This window comes from Streptomyces sp. NPDC001868, assembly GCF_040297125.1.
Lineage (GTDB): Bacteria > Actinomycetota > Actinomycetes > Streptomycetales > Streptomycetaceae > Streptomyces.
Map to the genome: position 1 here is coordinate 133,537 of NZ_JBEOYO010000013.1, position 17,408 is coordinate 150,944.

At 73.3% G+C, this 17,408-nt stretch carries 13 protein-coding genes and 1 pseudogene; 7 read left to right on the forward strand and 7 right to left on the reverse strand.

Annotated features, from left to right (window positions below):
• Positions 1-350: 350 nt before the first annotated feature.
• The 4 genes and pseudogenes from ABT147_RS17970 to ABT147_RS17985 form a co-directional block, all read right to left on the reverse strand.
• Entirely contained in the window at positions 351-1,616 is a 1,266-nt protein-coding gene (locus tag ABT147_RS17970; RefSeq protein WP_351407124.1) for a cytochrome P450, read from the reverse strand.
• A 49-nt stretch (positions 1,617-1,665) separates the two neighbouring features.
• On the reverse strand, positions 1,666-2,013 hold the full coding sequence (locus ABT147_RS17975) for a DUF742 domain-containing protein (RefSeq protein ID WP_351406977.1): 348 nt from the start codon (positions 2,011-2,013) through the stop codon (positions 1,666-1,668).
• A gap of 137 nt (positions 2,014-2,150) precedes the next feature.
• Positions 2,151-2,558 (reverse strand): annotated as a pseudogene (locus ABT147_RS17980) (roadblock/LC7 domain-containing protein); the annotation flags it as partial.
• Entirely contained in the window at positions 2,555-5,107 is a 2,553-nt protein-coding gene (locus ABT147_RS17985) for a sensor histidine kinase (protein WP_351406981.1), read from the reverse strand. The gene ABT147_RS17985 and the pseudogene ABT147_RS17980, both read right to left, overlap by 4 nt.
• Before the next feature lie 284 nt (positions 5,108-5,391).
• On the opposite strand from ABT147_RS17985, the gene ABT147_RS17990 reads away from it, so the two are divergent.
• A complete protein-coding gene (locus ABT147_RS17990) occupies positions 5,392-8,673 on the forward strand; it encodes an FAD-binding and (Fe-S)-binding domain-containing protein (protein WP_351406983.1) in 3,282 nt (1,093 codons plus the stop codon).
• Between the two features lie 247 nt (positions 8,674-8,920).
• Positions 8,921-9,274, forward strand: a complete 354-nt coding sequence (locus ABT147_RS17995) for a hypothetical protein (protein ID WP_351406985.1) — start codon at positions 8,921-8,923, stop codon at positions 9,272-9,274.
• A gap of 31 nt (positions 9,275-9,305) precedes the next feature.
• On the opposite strand, the gene ABT147_RS18000 is transcribed toward ABT147_RS17995, so the two are convergent.
• Positions 9,306-9,665, reverse strand: coding sequence for a DUF952 domain-containing protein (locus ABT147_RS18000; protein WP_351406987.1), 360 nt, complete (start codon positions 9,663-9,665; stop codon positions 9,306-9,308).
• A 184-nt stretch (positions 9,666-9,849) separates the two neighbouring features.
• Between ABT147_RS18000 and ABT147_RS18005 the strand changes: the two genes are divergently transcribed.
• From ABT147_RS18005 to ABT147_RS18015, 3 genes are all read left to right on the forward strand, one after another.
• On the forward strand, positions 9,850-10,941 hold the full coding sequence (locus ABT147_RS18005) for a pentapeptide repeat-containing protein (protein ID WP_502983109.1): 1,092 nt from the start codon (positions 9,850-9,852) through the stop codon (positions 10,939-10,941).
• 152 nt (positions 10,942-11,093) lie between these two features.
• Positions 11,094-11,627 carry a GntR family transcriptional regulator gene (locus ABT147_RS18010; protein ID WP_351407126.1) on the forward strand — a complete coding sequence of 178 codons (534 nt, stop codon included), beginning with the start codon at positions 11,094-11,096 and terminating at the stop codon, positions 11,625-11,627.
• Positions 11,628-11,725: 98 nt separating this feature from the next.
• Positions 11,726-11,941, forward strand: coding sequence for a hypothetical protein (locus ABT147_RS18015; RefSeq protein WP_351406991.1), 216 nt, complete (start codon positions 11,726-11,728; stop codon positions 11,939-11,941).
• 45 nt (positions 11,942-11,986) lie between these two features.
• On the opposite strand, the gene ABT147_RS18020 is transcribed toward ABT147_RS18015, so the two are convergent.
• Together ABT147_RS18020 and ABT147_RS18025 are read right to left on the reverse strand one after the other, a co-directional pair.
• Entirely contained in the window at positions 11,987-13,270 is a 1,284-nt protein-coding gene (locus ABT147_RS18020) for an alpha/beta hydrolase (RefSeq protein WP_351406993.1), read from the reverse strand.
• Between the two features lie 230 nt (positions 13,271-13,500).
• Positions 13,501-14,487 (reverse strand): EamA family transporter, encoded by a 987-nt coding sequence (locus ABT147_RS18025; RefSeq protein ID WP_502983104.1) that lies wholly within the window; start codon positions 14,485-14,487, stop codon positions 13,501-13,503.
• Between the two features lie 360 nt (positions 14,488-14,847).
• Between ABT147_RS18025 and ABT147_RS18030 the strand changes: the two genes are divergently transcribed.
• Together ABT147_RS18030 and ABT147_RS18035 are read left to right on the forward strand one after the other, a co-directional pair.
• Positions 14,848-15,681, forward strand: coding sequence for a TIGR03084 family metal-binding protein (locus tag ABT147_RS18030; RefSeq protein ID WP_351406995.1), 834 nt, complete (start codon positions 14,848-14,850; stop codon positions 15,679-15,681).
• Positions 15,678-17,390, forward strand: a complete 1,713-nt coding sequence (locus ABT147_RS18035; protein WP_351406997.1) for an acyclic terpene utilization AtuA family protein — start codon at positions 15,678-15,680, stop codon at positions 17,388-17,390. Before ABT147_RS18030 ends, ABT147_RS18035 begins: the two co-directional genes overlap by 4 nt.
• The last annotated feature ends 18 nt before the right edge of the window (positions 17,391-17,408 follow it).

The following is a 17,408-nucleotide window of genomic DNA, read 5'->3' on the forward strand; positions in this document are numbered from 1 at the left end:
CGCAGCCCGGGCGACTTCCAACCGGCAGCCCTGTCGACTTCCAACCCGCAACCCCGGCGCCTTTCAATCCGCAGCCCTGTCGCCCTTCAGGCCGCGGCACTGGTGCCTTGCAACCCGGGGCATCGTCGGCTTTCAGGTCGTCGGCACGTTGCCTTCCAAGCCCGCTGGCCGTGGTCTTTCAGGCCCGCAGGGGCCTGGATCTTCAGGGGCGCGGGGAACTGCGCGAGAAGCCCCACCGGGCGCGCGCTTGCCCACCCACCCCGAACCGTCTGCCGCGAAGGGGGTCGAAGGGGCGCAGCCCCTGGGGGATGGGACGGGTAGGGGCGGCGGGGGCGACAAAAGGGCCTGGTTCAAGCGCCACGGGCCGGCCCCGGTGTGAAGCGCACCGGCAGCTCCACCAACCCCCGCAGCCATGGCGACGCCCGGCGGGTCAGGGACGAGGTCGGGACCGCGAGGTCCAGGTCGGGAAGGCGGTCGAGGACGACCTCGATACCTGTTCGGGCGATGACCTCGGCGGTTTCCTGGGCGGGAAAGGGACAACGGTGGTCGCCGTGCCCGAACGAGAAGTGCGCGTTGTTGCCCCCGGTGAGCCCGGCCCCCTGCGTACGGACGCGGGGATCGGAGTTGGCCCCCTGGAGCCCGAGCAGCACCAGGTCACCCGCACGGAGGACCCGCCCACCGAGGCGGGTGTCCCGCGTGGCCCACCGACCGGCCGCGTTCTGGATGGGCGCGTCCTCCCACAGCACCTCGTTCATCGCCTCGGCCACACTGCTGCGCCCCCCGAACAGCGACGCCGCGAACCGCTCGTCCGTCAGCATCAGACGGAGGGAGTTGCCGATCCAGTCGGCGGTCGGCTGGTGCCCCACCGCCAGCATCACCATCACATCGTGGGTGACCTCCTCGACCGTCACCTCGTACGCCCGCGCGTTCGCGAGGAGCCGGGACACCACATCGTCCCCGGGCTGCTGCCGCCGCTCCGCCACCAGCCGGGCCATCGCCGTCCGCAGATACCCCTCCGCCGCCATCGCCCGGTCCTGGCCGTCGAGGATGTCGTTCAGCGCCGCGACCAGCCCGGGACCGTGCTCCTCCCGGAAACCGAAGAGGTACGCGAGGACCCGGACGGGCAGCGGTGCCGCGTACTGCGCCACCAGGTCCGCCGACCCCACCCCGCACACCGCGTCGATCAGTTCGTCGGCGAACCGCTCGGCGTGGCCGCGCAGTTCGAGGGGGTCGACCGCCTCCAGCGCCTCCCCGATCAGCGCGGCGCGCTGCCGGTGCCGTTCGCCGACCGTGCCGAGGACCGACGGCTGCTCCGGGCTGATCACCGGGAGCAGCGGCCAGTCGGCCGGGATGCTCGGCCACTGGTTCCACAGCCCGGAGTCCCGGCTGAACAGCTCCGGGTCGCTCGTCACCTGGTGCAGCTCGCGATAGCCGAGCACCAGCCACGCCGGTACGCCCCCGTCGAGCAGCACGGGCACCACCTCGCCGTGCTCCCGCCGCAACTCCTGGTACAGGGCCGCCGGTTCGCCCCGGAAGCGCGCACCGAAGAGGGGTACGGGCATGGGGGCGGGCGCGGGCGCTGGCTCCGGGATGGGCGCGGGCGCGGGCTCCGGCATGGGCGCGGTCGCCCGCGCGGGCATGGCGACCGCGTGGCCGTCGCCGTTCTCAGAGATTGCGAAGTCCAACTAACACCTGCTCCAGAATGTCCAGATCGACCAGCGTGGCCTGGTTCGGATGCCGGGCACTGACCCGGCCCGCCGTGAGGAGGTCGGAGAGCAGCACCTTCGTGATGCTCACCGGCAGCCGCAGCTCGGCGGCGATCTCCACCACCGCCGTCGGCCGCTCCGTCAGCCGCAGGATCGCCACATGCTCCGACTGCATGCCCGGCACCGGCTGGCTCTCCGCGACCACCAGGGTCACCAGGTCGAACGGCGTCCCGGGCGCGGACCTGCTGCGCCCCCCGGTGAGCGTGTACAGCCGGTCGGGCAGGTCGTCCCTGCCGGGCCGGCTCATGACGTACGGGGCGCCAGAGCCGTAGCCGCGGTCGTCGTCGTAGCCGTGGTCGTACCGGTCGCGGGGCCTGTGGTCGTGCCGTTCGCCGGGCTCGTCGCCGTGCCGTTCGCCGGGCTTGTCGCCGTGCCCGTGGGGTGGCGCGGTTTCGCGCTCAGGTGTTCGCCGAGCTGTTCGACCAGCTCGCTCATGTTGTGTCCGACGAGTCCGGCGTCCGCCTCCTCGTCCGTCACCACGGCCAGATGCGCGCCCTCGCCCGCCTCCACGATGAACAGGACCCCGCCGTAGAACTCCGCCATCGCCGAGCGCACGCCCCCGCTGCCGTCCCCGAACTCCAGGGACGCCCCGTGGGACAGCGACTGGATGCCGGCGGCGATCGCGGAGAGCTGGTCGGCGCGGTCGACGGAGAGCTCGGGCGTACGGCACAGCCGCAGGCCGTCCCGGGAGAGGACGAGCGCGTGCCGGGCGCCCGGAGTGCGTTCCAGCAGCCCTTCCATGAGCCAGGTGAGCCTGTCGTCGGCGGTGGTGCCGATACCGGTGCCGGTCATGGGGTGTGGTCGCCTTCCAGGTGGGGGTGCGTGCGCGGGTCCGGGGCGGGGGGCCGCTCGCCGGCCGGGTCGGGCTCCGGATCCGGGTACTGGCCCGGCGCCGGGTAGGAGGGGAAGACGGCGGGAGAGGTGCCGTCGTCCGGGTCGGGGCGGGTGTCCCGTACGGGTTCCCAGGCCGGCTCCCGTACGGGATCCAGCTCCCACCTCGCCTCGCGTACGGGTTCGGGCGCCCACGGAAGCTCTCTGCCGGCGTCCGCTTCCCACACCGCCTGCTGGAGTGCCGCCTGCTCGGCCGCCGCCTGCTGGGCTGCCGCCGCCTGCTCGGCCGCGGCTTGTTGGGCTGCCGCCTGCTCGGCCGCGGCCTGTTCGGTCGGCTCCCACGTGGGTTCGGGCTCCCGCACGGCGCCGGAGTCCCACTGCGCCTCCCATACGGGTTCGGGGCCGGGCTGCCACGCCGATCCCCCTACGGCACCCCACTCGGGCTCCCGTACCGGCTCCAACTCCGGCTGCCCTACGGCCTCCGCGGGCGGGGCGGCATCCCGTACGGGTTCGAGGGCGGCCTCCGGTAGGGGAGGCCCGGCCGGGGTCGGTCGGTCGGCCGGGGCGGCGTACCGGTCCAAGGCGGTGGACGCCCCCGGTGTCGTCGGTGCCGTCGGCATCCCCGTCGAGCTCTCGTCTCCCGCGGCCGTCCCCTGGACGAACGCCTGGTCCAGGCCGCCCGAGCCACGCACCGCGCGGCGGAAGCTGCTGAAGCGAACGGCGCCGGTGCTGGCGTCCTCGGCGGGCCGGGAGGGCCGCTCGGTCCGGGCGGCGGCGTCGGCGGCGCCCGCCCGGGTACGGGCCTCCGCGTCGGCGAGGGACTGGCCGCGACGGCGCCGGGGGAGGGAGCCGGTGGACGTGGGCGGCTCGTCGGCGGGGGTCGCAGAGCCGGGGGCGGCGCCGGGCTCGGGGGCGAAGCCCGAGCCGTGACCGTACTCGGCGCTCCCGGAACCGAATTCGGAGCTGAACGACGAGGTGAACGACGAGTTGAACGAAGGGGTGGACGACGAGGTGGACCACGAACCGGACGACGAACCGGACGACGAACCGGAGGAGGAACCGTAGGGGGAACCGAACCCTTGCAGGGAGTCGATCAAGGCGTCGGCCACCGGGTCGGCGACGGGGGCGGCAGGCGCCTCCGTCGGGAACTCGTGGGTCGGCGTCGGCTCGGTGTCCAGGTCGCGCGGGGCGCGTACGCCCGCGTACGGCGGCGACTGCGCGGGAGCGGACGCGGATGCGGACGCGGATGCGGACGCGGATGCGGACGCGGAAGCCGACGCCGAAGAGGGTGTCGTCGTGGGAGACGCCGTGGTGGGAGACGTCGTCGTGGGGATCGTGCTCGCCAGGACGTCCTGGGGGATGAGCATCAGTACGCCCGTGCCGCCGCGCGCGGACGGCCGGAAGGAGATCCGCAGGCCGTGCTTGCGGGCGAGGCGGCCGACGACGGCGAGGCCGAGGCGGGTGCCGGACAGGCTCGTGAGGTCGGCCGTCTCGCCCGAGACGGCGCGTTCGGCGCGCCGGAGCTGGACGTCGCCCATGACGAGCCCGGAGTCCTCGACGGAGATGATCGCGCCGGCCGGGACCTCCTCGACATACACATGGACTTCGGCGGTCGGTGGCGAGAAGTTGGCCGCGTTGTCGAGGAGTTCGGCGAGCGCGTGCATGACGCCCTCGGCGGCGTGGCCGGCGACGGCGGCCCCGCTGGAGGAGTGCAGCCGGACCCGGCGGTAGGCGCCGATACGGCCCATCGCGCCGCGCAGGATCGACTCCATGGGGATCGGCCGCGCCCAGCGGCGGCCCGAGCGCGCGCCCGCGAGGACGGCGACGGAGTCGGCGAGGCGGCCCGCCTGGGCGGTGCGGTGGTCGAGGTGGAGGAGGTCGGCGAGGACGTCCTCGTCGGCGTGACGTTCCTCCATGGCCCGCAGATCGGCGAGGGTGCCGGTGGCGAGGGCCTGCATACGGCCGGCCACGTTCGCGGTGACGGCGAGGAGGGCGGCGCGCTCGGTCTCGGCCTGTTTGGCGCGTTCGGTGAGCATGGCCCGTTCCTGGGCGCTCTCCTCCGCCGTACGGTCCCGTTCGCCGGACAGCCGTTCGCGTTCCCGTTCGGACTCCGTGGTCAGCCGTGACCGTTCCCGCGCGAACTCGGCGGCGACGCGCGCCCGTTCCTGGACGAACTCCTCCGTCAGCCGCCCCCGTTCCTGGGCGAACTCCTCGGCCGTCCGGGCGCGTTCCTGGAGCAGCATCCCCGTGTCCCGGGCGACGGCGTCCAGCCGGGCGCGCAGCAGCCGTACCGACACGCGCGCGTGCACGGCGACCGCGACGGCGACCGTGAGCAGCAGCGCGGCCCCGCCCGCGCCGCCCGCGACGGGCAGCCGTACGGACTGCGGCGCCAGGGCGACCGCGGCCCCGGCGGCGGTCGCGGCGAACACGGCGGTCACCAGGGGAAAGGGAAGAACTGAGCGCAGGGCGGGGCGTTCGCCTGGTGAGCGAGGGGGGCTGGGCGCGGTCATCGGCTGGTGTCCTCGGTCGGTTCTGAACTCGGTAACTCAGTCGGTTCCTGGAGTCGGTAACTCGGTCGGTCCCTGAACGAGAAGCGACGTCTGGTGCTCGATTCGGTGCTCGTTTTGGTGCTCAATTGGCCGTCACTATATGGGAGTTCGTGACGGGGGTTGGCCGGTTTCAAGTTAGCTCTCCGGAATCAAGCCAACGTTCCCGGTGAGCGGCGCGCCGTCTGTCCACAGGGTGTCGCGTCATTTCGCGGTCACTGTCAGTGGTCGGGTGCATCCTGGGACGCATGACGGAATCAGGGGCCGGGGAGCTGAGGGGCGCTTTGTCGGCCGCTCTGCGGACGGCGGGCGTGCGCGGCGAGGTCTCCTTCGACGCGACCGCACGCGCGCTGATGACGATGGACGCGTCCAACTACCGGCGCGTGCCGCTGGGCGTGGTCGCGCCCCGGGACGCGGACGACGTGGCGGCCGTCCTGTCCGTGTGCCGCGAGCACGGCGTTCCGGTCGTCGCGCGCGGCGGCGGCACCTCGATCGCCGGGCAGGCCACGGGCACGGGCGTGGTCCTGGACTTCACCCGCCACATGAACCGGCTGGTCTCCCTCGACCCGGATGCGCGTACGGCGGTCGTGCTGCCCGGCCTCGTCCTGGACCGTCTCCAGGAGGCCGCCGCCCCGCACGGCCTCCGCTTCGGCCCCGACCCCTCCACCCACAGCCGCTGCACCCTCGGCGGCATGATCGGCAACAACTCCTGCGGCTCGCACTCGGTCGCCTGGGGCACGACGGCGGACAGCGTGAGCGAGCTGTCGGTGGTCGGCGGGAGAGGGGACGTACGTCGGCTCGGGCAGGGCTGGGCAGGCGCGCCGGACGGCCTCCGCCCGCTGGTGGAACGGGAGCTGGCCCGTCTGCGCACCGGTTTCCCCGACCTCCCCCGCCGTATCTCCGGCTACGCCCTGGACGCCCTCCTCCCGGAGAACGGCGCGGACGTGGCCCGCTCCTTCTGCGGCTCCGAGGGCACGCTCGGTGTGCTCACGGAAGCGGTCGTACGCCTCGTCGAGGCCCCACGCGCGCGTGCGCTCGCCGTCCTGGCGTACGCCGACGAGAGCGCGGCGGCGGAGGCGGCCCCGGGGCTGTTGCCGCACGGCCCGCTGACCGTGGAGGGCATGGCGGCGGACCTGGTCCCGCCGGGCGCGACCGGGCTGCCGCGCGGCGGGGCGTGGCTGTTCGTGGAGACGGGCGGCGACACGCCCGCCGAGGCCCGGGCGTACGCCGAGGCGATCGTCCGCGCGGCGGAGGCCGACGGCGCGCTTGTGGATTCCCTCGTGGTGACGGACGCCGCCGCCCAGCGCGCGCTGTGGCGCATCCGGGAGGACGCGAGCGGTACGGCGACCCGGATGCCCGACGGCAGCGAGGCCTGGCCGGGCTGGGAGGACTGCGCGGTGCCGCCGGCCCGACTGGGCGCGTACCTACGGGACTTCCGGGCTCTCCTCCGCGCCCACGACCTGCGCGGCACGCCCTACGGCCACTTCGGCGACGGCTGCATCCACGTCCGCATCGACTTCGACCTGCTGACACCGCCCGGCATCGCCCGCTTCCGCGGCTTCTCCGAGGAACTGGCCGCACTGGTCACCTCGCACGGCGGCTCCCTCTCCGGCGAGCACGGCGACGGCCAGGCCCGCGCCGAACTCCTGCCGACCATGTACGGCACCGAGATGGTCCGGCTGTTCGAGCGGGTGAAGGGCGTCTGGGACCCGGACGACCTCCTGAATCCCGGCATGCTGGTCCGCCCCGCGCCCCTGGACTCCAACCTCCGCTTCACGGTCCTGCCGCGCGAGCCCGTGCAGGTGGAGTTCGCGTACCCGGACGACGGCGGTGACTTCTCCGCGGCGGTACGGCGCTGTGTGGGCGTCGCCAAGTGCCGTACGACCGAGGTGAGTCCGGCGTCCGGAGCCGTCATGTGCCCCTCCTTCCGCGCGACGGGCGAGGAGGAGCACTCCACCCGGGGCCGGGCCCGCCTCCTGCACGAGATGCTGGCCGGCGAGGTCGTCACTGACGGCTGGCGCTCCCCCGAGGTACGGGACGCGCTCGACCTCTGCCTCTCCTGCAAGGGCTGCCGCTCGGACTGCCCGGTCGGCGTCGACATGGCCACGTACAAGGCGGAGTTCCTCCACCACCACTACGCGGGGCGCCGCCGCCCCGCCGCCCACTACGCGATGGGCCGGCTGCCACGGTGGCTCGGCCTGGTCGCCCGTACGCGCACGGCCGGGCTGGTCAACCTCCTCGCGGGTGTACGTCCCCTGGCCTCGCTCGCCAAGCGGCTGGGCGGGATCGCGGGGGAGCGGGAGCTGCCCCGGCTGGCGAGGGTGCCGTTCACGCGGTGGTACGGGGGGATGCTCAGGGAGCGGGCCAGGCTGGACGAGGTGGACGCGGCGGAGGCCGAGGCGCTGTCGGGGGAGGAGCCGGTCATCGGGGACCCCTTCGACGACCCGGACTTCCGGAGAAGGTGGAAGAGGAAGAAGAGGGACTTGGGCCGCCCCCTCCGCCCCGAGGAGATGGCGGACATGTTCGAGGAGGCGCTCGGGCCCGCCAGGGCGGGCATCGACGAGGGCGTCGAGCCCGGCGGCGTCGAAGAGGACGACGAGGATGGCGACGGGGACGAGCAGTACGAGGAGTACGAGGCACCGGTGACGGTGCTGCTGTGGACGGACACCTTCACCGAGTACCTTTCGCCGTCCGTGGGGCAGGCGGCGCTACGGGTGCTGGAGGCGGCCGGGCTGAAGGTGATGGTGCCGCCGACGTTCCGGATGAAGCGGAAGCCGGCCCGGGTGCGGAGGGCGGAGGCGGGCGAGGAGGCCGACGTCACCCGACTTCGGCTCGGCAGGGCCCTGTTCGCGACGCGGAAGGGCCGGGTCTGCTGCGGACTGACGTACCTCTCGACGGGCCAGTTGGACCAGGCCCGCGCGGTGCTGCGCCGCACGCTCGACATCCTCGACGTACTCCTGGCCCCCGTCCCGCAGCGGCTCCTGGACGAGGACCCGGACCTCGCCCCGCCGCCCCTCCCCGTCGTCGTCCTCGAACCGAGCTGCGCGGCGACGCTCCGCACCGACCTCCCCGAACTCCTCCCCGACGACCCCCGGGCCCACCGGCTCGCCGCCTCCGTCATCACCTTCGCCGAGGCGCTCGAACGCCACGCCCCGTACTGGACCCCGCCCGCCATCGGCCGCCCGGTCGTCGGCCAGACCCACTGCCACCAGCACGCGGTCCTGGGTGACGCCCCTGACCGCCGTCTCCGCACCGCCACCGGCCTCACCGGCGACCTCAGCGGAGGCTGCTGCGGCCTCGCGGGCAACTTCGGCTTCGAGAAGGGTCACTACGACGTCTCCGTCGCCTGCGCGGAGGACCAACTCCTCCCGGCGGTACGGGCCGCGACCGACGACACGATCGTCCTGGCGGACGGCTTCTCCTGCCGGACACAGCTGGAACAGCTGGCGGGGAGGCGGGGGTCGCATATGGCGGAGGTGCTGGCGGAGGGACTGGAGCGCGCGGAGCCGTCGGGGACCCCCTCCCGGTGATCGCCCCGAAGAACGTCCGGAAATGCGCCCTTCGGGGTCGCCGGGCGACGTCGCCGGGTGACGTCGCCGGGTGACGTCGTGGGGTGAGCTCGTGGGGTGAGGTCGTGGGGTGAGACGGCACCGGCGCCCGCCCTCCCGGGGCTCCCCGCCACCGCCCCCGCGCGCCGCCCCCTTGACCGTTCGTGTTCGCGCATGCACGGGGAGTATCGGGTTGGTCTCGTCCCAGCTCTCGGCGCGAGGGAGGCGCATGGACCGGCACGACGGGGAGACGGCGAAGGGGCGCGAGGGGGAGGGAGAGGGGGAGCCGGAGAACAGCGTGGCGGCGCCGGGGGAGGCGACGCCCCGGAAGCAGGAGAAGTACGAGAAGGACCGCATCGCCGAGCATGTGATCGGGCATGTCGTCGGCGGTTCCATCGTCGGCGTGATGGCCTGGTTCTGGACCCAGACCCCGATCGGCTTCGTGATGACCGTGATCTGGGGCGCGGGCGTGTACTGGTGGAACAAGAACCCTCAGGTGCAGGGCTGGCCCCGACGCCGCAGGATCCGCCTGGGCGTCGCGATCACGGCGGTGTACTGGGCGTTCGCGTTCTCGGTGATGTGAACCGCAGGAACCGCTCGCGGGGCATGAACCGCTAGCTCGCCGTCAGCCCCGCCGCGCGCCCCTCCCCGTCCCACCGGATCTCCAGGATCCGCACGACGGCGTCACGGTTGAGGGGACCGAAGACGTGCGGGAACAGCACGTCCGCCCCGACTCCCGGCGGCGGAGCGGGCGCGGCGGCCTCGAACTCCACCCTGGCGTCCAGCAGTTCCTCGTCGAGGACGAGCACGTGCAACGGCCGGGGCGCGTCCAGATAGAAGGCGTTGACGACAGCCAGCGTCGTCGCCTCGTCAGGAGAACAGTGCACGAAACCGTCCTCCGGGAGCGACGCGGGGGCGTACGGCTGGTCGGGTCGGGCGTTCCAGGCATCGAGGGAGACGACGTGGTAGATCATGGGCCGGTTATAACAGCAGCGTCCGGTGATGGCGACGGGCGGCGGCAGTTGGTGTCCGCGGCCCCTGACCGACCTTGATCGGTTTTCACCCGCCGCCTAGGCTCACGTGCCCATGGAGAACCGGGGGCAGGGTCGTCGAACATGGCGGGACCGACTGTCCGGGAGGCGACGGGCGTCGGCCGTGGTGGTCCTCGGGCTGGCGGGTCTCGTCGCAGTCGGCGCGGTACTCGTCCTGTTGCCGGGCGCGGTGGTGGATCACGATCTCGCCGGGGCGAGTGTGGACGCGCGGGACAGGCTCAAGGCCGTGAGTGATGTCCGTACGACGCTGCTGCAGGCCATCGGCGGCCTGGCCGTTCTCTTCGGCGCGTACGCCACCTGGCGCCAGCTCCGGGTCAGCCAGGACGGTCTGCGCGCGACGCAGGAGGGCTATGTCACCGACCGGTTCAGCCGGGCGGTCGACCAACTCGGCAGCGACAAGGTGGACGTACGCATCGGCGGGCTCCACGCGCTGTGGCGGATCGCGGAACACTCGGCGAGGGACCGCGAGGCGATCCTCTCCATCCTGGCGGCCTATCTCCGTACGCATCTGCCCTGGCCGCCCACCGGACCGGACGCCCCGGCGGCACAGACGCCGATCAACGACGTCATGCCGTTGGAGGTACGGACGGCCGACGCGCAGGTCGCGCTGACCGGCCTCGGCGTGCTGCTGCTCCAGCCCCGGGAGCAGTCCTGGCTCAACCTGAGCGTCACCGATCTGCGCCGGGCCGACTGCGACGGGCTGTGGCTGACCGCCGTCAACCTCGACCGGTCCTGCATGGAGGCGGCGGGCCTCTACCACGCCAACCTGACACAGGCCTCGCTCGTCTCCGTCAACCTGCGCCACGCCGACCTCAAGACCGCGATCCTGCGCCGCACCCGCCTCACCCTGGCCGACCTGCGGGGCGCCCGACTGGTCGAAACGGACCTGCGGGACGCCGACTTCACCGAGGCCGATCTGCGCGAGGCGAACCTCCGCAAGGCCGACGCGTCCGGCGCCGTCTTCCACCGCGCCGACCTCCGCCTGGCCGACCTGCGCGGCACGGACCTGACCACCGCCGACCTCACCGAGGCCCGCCTCACCGGCGCCCTCACCAGCCCCCACACCCGCTGGCCCCCCGGCTTCGACCCCACCACCGCCGACACCACCCCCACCCCGGACCCCGGCCCCGAACCCCCGCCCCTCCTCCAGCCGATGGGCATCACCACGCAACACCCGGAACTGCGCTCGATGCGGTGACCGCTCGATGCGGTGACCGCTCGATGCGGTGACCGAGGGGGCCGACGTACGGTCGTAGCCATGCGGAGGACAGCGTGAGCGCGAACAACGGGGTCGGCGACGGGGTCGGTGACGGGCTCGGCAACTGGGCCGGCAACTGGGTCAGCACCTCGATGCCGTATCTGACACCGCGGGAGAAGGGGCAGGGCGACGCCTGGGGTGCGGACGCGGCGGCCCAGGGGCGGCGTGGGACCCAGCGGATCCTGTACGCCGGTGAGGTGGCGGCTCCCGCCGAGGTCGCGCGGCTGTTCGGGCTGGGTGAGGGCGAGACCGTCGTCGTACGCCGACGGCTGATCCTTCTCGACGATCAGCCGAACGAGCTGACCGATACGTACTACCCGGCCGGCATCGCCCGGGGCACCCGTCTCGCCGGAACCGCCAAGATCCCCGGCGGGGCAGTCACGTTGCTCGCCGAACTCGGGCACGTCGGCGCCCTCGTCCGCGAGGACGTGACAGCGGACAACCCGGACGCCGAGGAGCGGGAAGCCCTCCGGACCGCACCGGGAGAGCCGGTGCTCCGCCTGACGAGGGTCACCCTCGACCGGGACCACCGCCCGTTCCAGGTCGACCGCATGGTGATGCCGGCGGGGCGTCAGCGACTGCGCTACGAGATCGCCCTCGCCATCGAGGCGGGGCCGGAAGGCTGAGGCGACGGGGCCCACCGTCAAGGTCAAGGGCGCCGGATACAACCGGGCCCAGGGCATCTTCCTCGCCTTCTGCGTGATCCCGGACGGCGTCAGGGTCGGTGAACCCCTCGACGTACACCACCCTCCCGTACGAGAAGGGCGGCGCGTTCCGTACGACGCTGAACCTCCGGCCCGAGATCGCCGACGGCAAGGTGTGCGGGGAGACCGTGCGCTGCGCGATCGTCACCCGCGCCGACTTCACGGCCACGAACGAGCGGCTGTACGACCAGTACATCCCGGTTCGCTTCGCCGTGCCGGGCGGCGTGGCCCGCTAGTAGGGGCTGCGGTACGGGCTGCGGTACGGGTCGCTACCGTCGTCCTTACCGGTCCGCCGTCAGGGAGGCGAGCCAGGTGGTCAGCAGGTGGTTCGTCTCCTCGGCGCGTTCCTGCTGGACGAAGTGGCCGGCGCCGTCGAGGAGATGGGCGGCGGTGAGGCCGGGGAGGGTGACGGGGTAGGCCTCGATCGCGTCGGCCAGCCAGGTCGTGGAGGCGTCCCGGGTGCCGCCGATGAACAGGGACGGCTGGGGGATGGGGGCGCCCGTGTGGCCGGCCAGGTCCTCCCAGTCGCGGTCCATGTTCCGGTAGCGGTTCAACGCGCCGGTCAGGCCCGTGCGTTCGAACTCCGCCGCGTAGACGTCGAGATCGTCCTCGCCGAGCCAGGCCGGCAGGCGGCCGTCCGCCGGGAACCTGTCGCGCAAGGTCCCGCCACGGCCGACGAAGTGCGGGTCCGGGGCGCCGGCCCCGGGCATGGTGTCGGCGGACAGCGCCGCGTAGAACCCGGCGAGCCAGCCCCGCACATCGGGTTCGATCTCCGCCTCGGCCCGGCCGGTCCGCTGGAAGTACGAGACGTAGAACTCCTGCACCTCCTGCACCTCCTGCACCTCCTGCACCTCCTGCACCTCCTGGACCTCCTGGACCTCCTGGACCTCCTGGACCTCCTGGACCTCCTGGACCTCCTGGACCTCCTGGACCTCCTGGACCTCCTGGACCTCCTGGAACTCCTGGAACTCCTGGAACTCCTCGGACGGTTCCTTCTCGGACGCCGTGCCGTGCTCCGCCTCGCCTCCCATCCCGCCCTCCATCCGGGCGAAGACCTCACTCGGCCTGGGGCCGCCGGGCGGGGTGTACGGCACGCTCAGCAGGGCGACCGCGTGGAAGACATCCGGCCGGAGCAGCGCGGAGGTGGCGGCGATGGTCGCGCCCCAGTCGTGTCCGACGATCACCGCGGACTCCTCGCCCAGGGCCTCCACGACGGCGACGTTGTCCGCCACGAGGTCGAGCATCCGGTACGCCTCCACAGCCGAGGGGCGTGACGAACGGCCGTACCCCCGCACATCGATCGCCACCGCGCGGTACCCGGCGGCGGCCAGCGCGGGCAGTTGGTGCCGCCACGAGTACCAGGACTCCGGGAAACCGTGCACGAGCAGCACCAGCGGCCCGCTGCCCTGCTCGACGAGGTGGATCCGGCCGGCGGGGGAGGGGACCAGGCGGTGCGTACGGGCGCCCGGGGCCGGGGCGGGGACGGTGGTTGAGGCGGCGGAGTCGGGGGCTGCCGAGCCAAGTGCGGCGGAGTCGGGGGCGGAGGCGGTCGTCTTCTGCGGCATGGGTCCTCCTGCAGAGGCGGGCGAGCGAAGCAGTGCGTGCCGATCCTCCGTCGGGCCGCGCCCCGGTCACGAAGCCCGTTGCCGTTTCGGCAAGACCTCACCCCGAAGCGCCCGCCCCACCCCGAAGCGCCCGCCTCGCGTCGAAGCCTCCGCCCCACCCCGAAGCGCCCGCCTCGCGTCGAAGCCTCCGCCCCACCCCGAAGCGCCCGCCTAGCCTCGAAGCCCCCGCTTCACCCCGAAGCCCCGGCCTTCCCCTGCCGCGCCTTCCCCCGTCCCACCTGCGTCCGCACCGCCCCCATGCTCGCCCCGATGACCAGCGCGATCGCGAGGGCTTCGGTGGTGGCGAGGGCCTGGTCGAGGATCAGGAAGCCGGCGGTCGCGGCGATCGCGGGCTCCAGGCTCATGAGGACCGCGAAGGTGGAGGCGGGCAGGCGGCGCAGGGCGAGGAGTTCGAGGGTGTAGGGGAGGACGGAGGAGAGTACGGCGACGGCGGCGCCCAGGGCGAGCGTCTTCGGGTCGACGAGCCGCGTCCCCGATTCGACGATCCCCAGCGGCAGGAACAGCACCGCCGCGACGGCCATGGCCAGCGCCAGCCCGTCGGCCTGCGGGAACCGCCTCCCCGTACGCGCGCTGAAGACGATGTACAGGGCCCACGCCAACCCGGCGGCCAGGGCGAAGGCGACGCCCAGCGGGTCCAGGGCGCCGAAGCCACCGGCCCCGCCTCCGCCGAGGAGGAAGACTCCGCAGAGGGCGAGCCCGGCCCACACCAGGTTCACCGCCCGGCGGGACGCGAGGACGGAGAGCGCCAGCGGGCCGAGCACTTCCAGGGTGACGGCGGGGCCGAGGGGGATACGGGCGACGGACTGGTAGAAGAGGCCGTTCATCGCGGCCATGGTGACGCCGAAGACGACCACCGTGGTCCAGTCGGTACGCGAGTGCCCGCGCAGCCGGGGGCGGCAGATCACCAGCATCACCAGCGCGGCCACCGCGAGCCGTAGCGTCACCACCCCGAGCGCCCCGGCGCGCGGCATCAGCGTCACCGCCAACGCCCCGCCGAACTGCACCGATATCCCTCCGGCCAGCACCAGCCCCACCGGCCCGAGGGAGCCCAGAGCGCGGGGGGCGCGGGGGGCGCCGGTTCCGCCGGGGGCGAGATCGGCCGGTGGTGTCGTCGTTGCGGCGGTGGGTGCGGACTGGTCAGCACTGGGGCGTGTCACGGGGGCCGTCCAAGAGAGCGGAGAACGGAGGGGTGAGGTGTCTGGGCGAGCGTTTCGTTCAGTATGAGCGACTCGGTAGTGCAAGGCAATGGACTAAGTCAGGCGTGTAGTCGACTTTGCAACTTACGCCTGCGGCCCGCAAGCTCTGAGAGGGCTACGACGGCGAGGAGTGCGCCCCCCGCCGAACCCGCCGAACCCGCCGAACCCGCCGAACCCGCCGAACCCGCCGAACCCGCCGAACCCGCCGAACCCGCCGCCCCGACCCCGCAGCAAAGTCGAACCCACGACCCGGCCGGCGAACCCACCACCAAAAATCCAAGCACGCTTGCTTGTTTCTGTTCCCGCTGCCATGCTCCCCCCATGGCCGACCCAACGCCCGTGATCGACGATCTCCACGCCGAGAGCGAGGAACTCGACCTGCTCGTGGCCGAGTTGAGCCCGGAGCGGTGGGGGCTCGTGACGCCCGCCGCCGGCTGGACCGTCGCCCACCAGATCGCCCACCTCGCCTGGACCGACCACTCCTCCGTGCTGGCGGTGACCGATCAGGCCGCCTTCGCCCGTGAGGTCGAGAGCGCGCTGACCTCGCCCGGGGACTTCGTGGACAGCGGCGCGGAGGAAGGGGCCGGCAAGCCGCCCGAGGAGCTGCTCGCGGACTGGCGGGCCGGGCGCGCGGCCCTGGAGGAGGCGCTGCGCGCGGCGCCCGAGGGCGCGCGGTTCCCCTGGTACGGCCCGCCCATGTCCACCGCCTCCATGGCGACCGCCCGCCTGATGGAGACCTGGGCCCACGGCCTGGACATCGCCGACGGACTGGGCGTCTCCCGGATCGCCCCCACCGACCGCCTCCGGCACATCACCCGCCTCGGCATCCGCACCCGCGACTTCGCCTTCGGTGTGCACGGACTCACCCCGCCGTTCGAGGAGTTCCGCGTCGAACTCACCGGCCCGGCCGGTGAGTTGTGGACGTACGGCCCCGAGGACGCGACCGACCGTGTCACCGGCCCCGCCCTCGACCTCTGCCTCCTGGTCACCCAGCGCGCCCACCGCGCCGACCTCGCCCTGCACGCCGAAGGCTCCGACGCCGACCGCTGGCTCGACATCGCCCAGGCCTTCGCCGGCCCACCGGGAACGGGACGAGAGTCCAAGGAAGCCAAGGAGGCCAAGGAAGCCCAGGGAACCAAGGGGGCCACCCCGTGAGCGTGCTGCGCGTCGGCAACGCTTCCGGCTTCTACGGCGACCGTTTCGACGCCATGCGCGAGATGCTCACCGGCGGCGACCTCGACGTCCTCACCGGCGACTACCTCGCCGAGCTGACCATGCTCATCCTCGGCCGCGACCGCCTGAAGAACCCCGCCGACCGCACCGCCGGATACGCCCGCACCTTCCTCCGCCAACTGGAGGAGTGCCTCGGCCTCGCGAGGGAGCGCGGCGTACGGATCGTCGCCAACGCCGGCGGCCTCAACCCCGCCGGACTCGCCGACGCCGTAAGGGAGTTGGCTGACCGGCTCGGCATCCCCGTCCGGGTCGCGCACGTCGAGGGCGACGACCTCACCGCCCTGCACCCCGGCACCCTCGCCGCCCACGCCTACCTCGGCGGCTTCGGTATCGCGGCCTGTCTGCGGGAGGGCGCCGACATCGTGGTCACCGGCCGGGTGACGGACGCGGCCCTGGTCACCGGGCCCGCCGCAGCCCACTTCGGCTGGGGGCCCGGGGAGTACGACCGCCTCGCGGGCGCCGTCGTCGCCGGGCACGTCCTGGAGTGCGGCGCCCAGGCCACCGGCGGCAACTACGCCTTCTTCCACGAGATCCACGAGCACGCCCCCGAGCGGCTGCGCCACCCCGGCTTCCCCCTCGCCGAACTCCACGCCGACGGAACCGCCGTCATCACCAAACACCCCGGCACCGGCGGCCTCGTCGACGTCGGCACGGTCACCGCCCAGCTCCTCTACGAGACGGGCGGCGCCCGGTACGCGGGCCCCGATGTCACCGCCCGCCTCGACACGATCAGGCTCACCCAGGACGGCCCTGACCGCGTCCGTATCGAGGGCGTACGCGGCGAGGCCCCGCCCCCGACCCTCAAGGTCGGCCTCAACCGGCTCGGCGGCTTCCGCAACGAGGTCACCTTCGTCCTCACCGGCCTGGACATCGAGCGCAAGGCCGCCCTCGTCCGCGACCAGCTGGAGACCGCGCTCGCCGCCGCCAAGTCCGCTCCCCAGCACCTGAGTTGGGAACTGGCCCGCACCGACCACCCCGACGCCCGCACCGAGGAGACCGCCAGCGCCCTCCTCCACGTCGTCGTCCGTGACCCCGACCAGAACGCCGTCGGCCGCGCCCTCGGTGGAGCCGCCGTGGAGCTGGCCCTCGCGAGCTACCCCGGCTTCCACGTCCTGGCCCCACCCGGAAAGGGCGCCCCTTACGGGGTGTTCGAGGCCGCCTACGTCGACCAGGGCACCGTCCCGCACACGGCCGTCCTCCACGACGGTCGCCGGCTTCCCGTCCCCCCGGCCGACGACACCCTCGTACTCCGACCGGTCGACGAGCCACCCCTCCCGGCCCCGCTGCCGACCGGGCTGCCCACCCGCCGCGCCCCCCTCGGCCTCGTCGCCGGTGCCCGCAGCGGCGACAAGGGCGGCGACGCCAACATCGGTCTCTGGGCCCGTACGGACGACGCCTGGCGGTGGCTGGCCCACACCCTCACCACCGACCGCCTCCGCGCACTCCTCCCGGAGACGGCCGACCTGCCCGTCGCCCGGCACGTCCTCCCCAACCTCCGCGCCCTCAACTTCGAGATCACCGGCATCCTCGGCGAGGGCGTCGCCTCGCAAGCCCGTTTCGACCCCCAGGCCAAGGCCCTCGGCGAATGGCTGCGCTCCCGCCACCTGGACATACCGGAGATCCTCCTGTGACCGCCCACCGCCACCGCC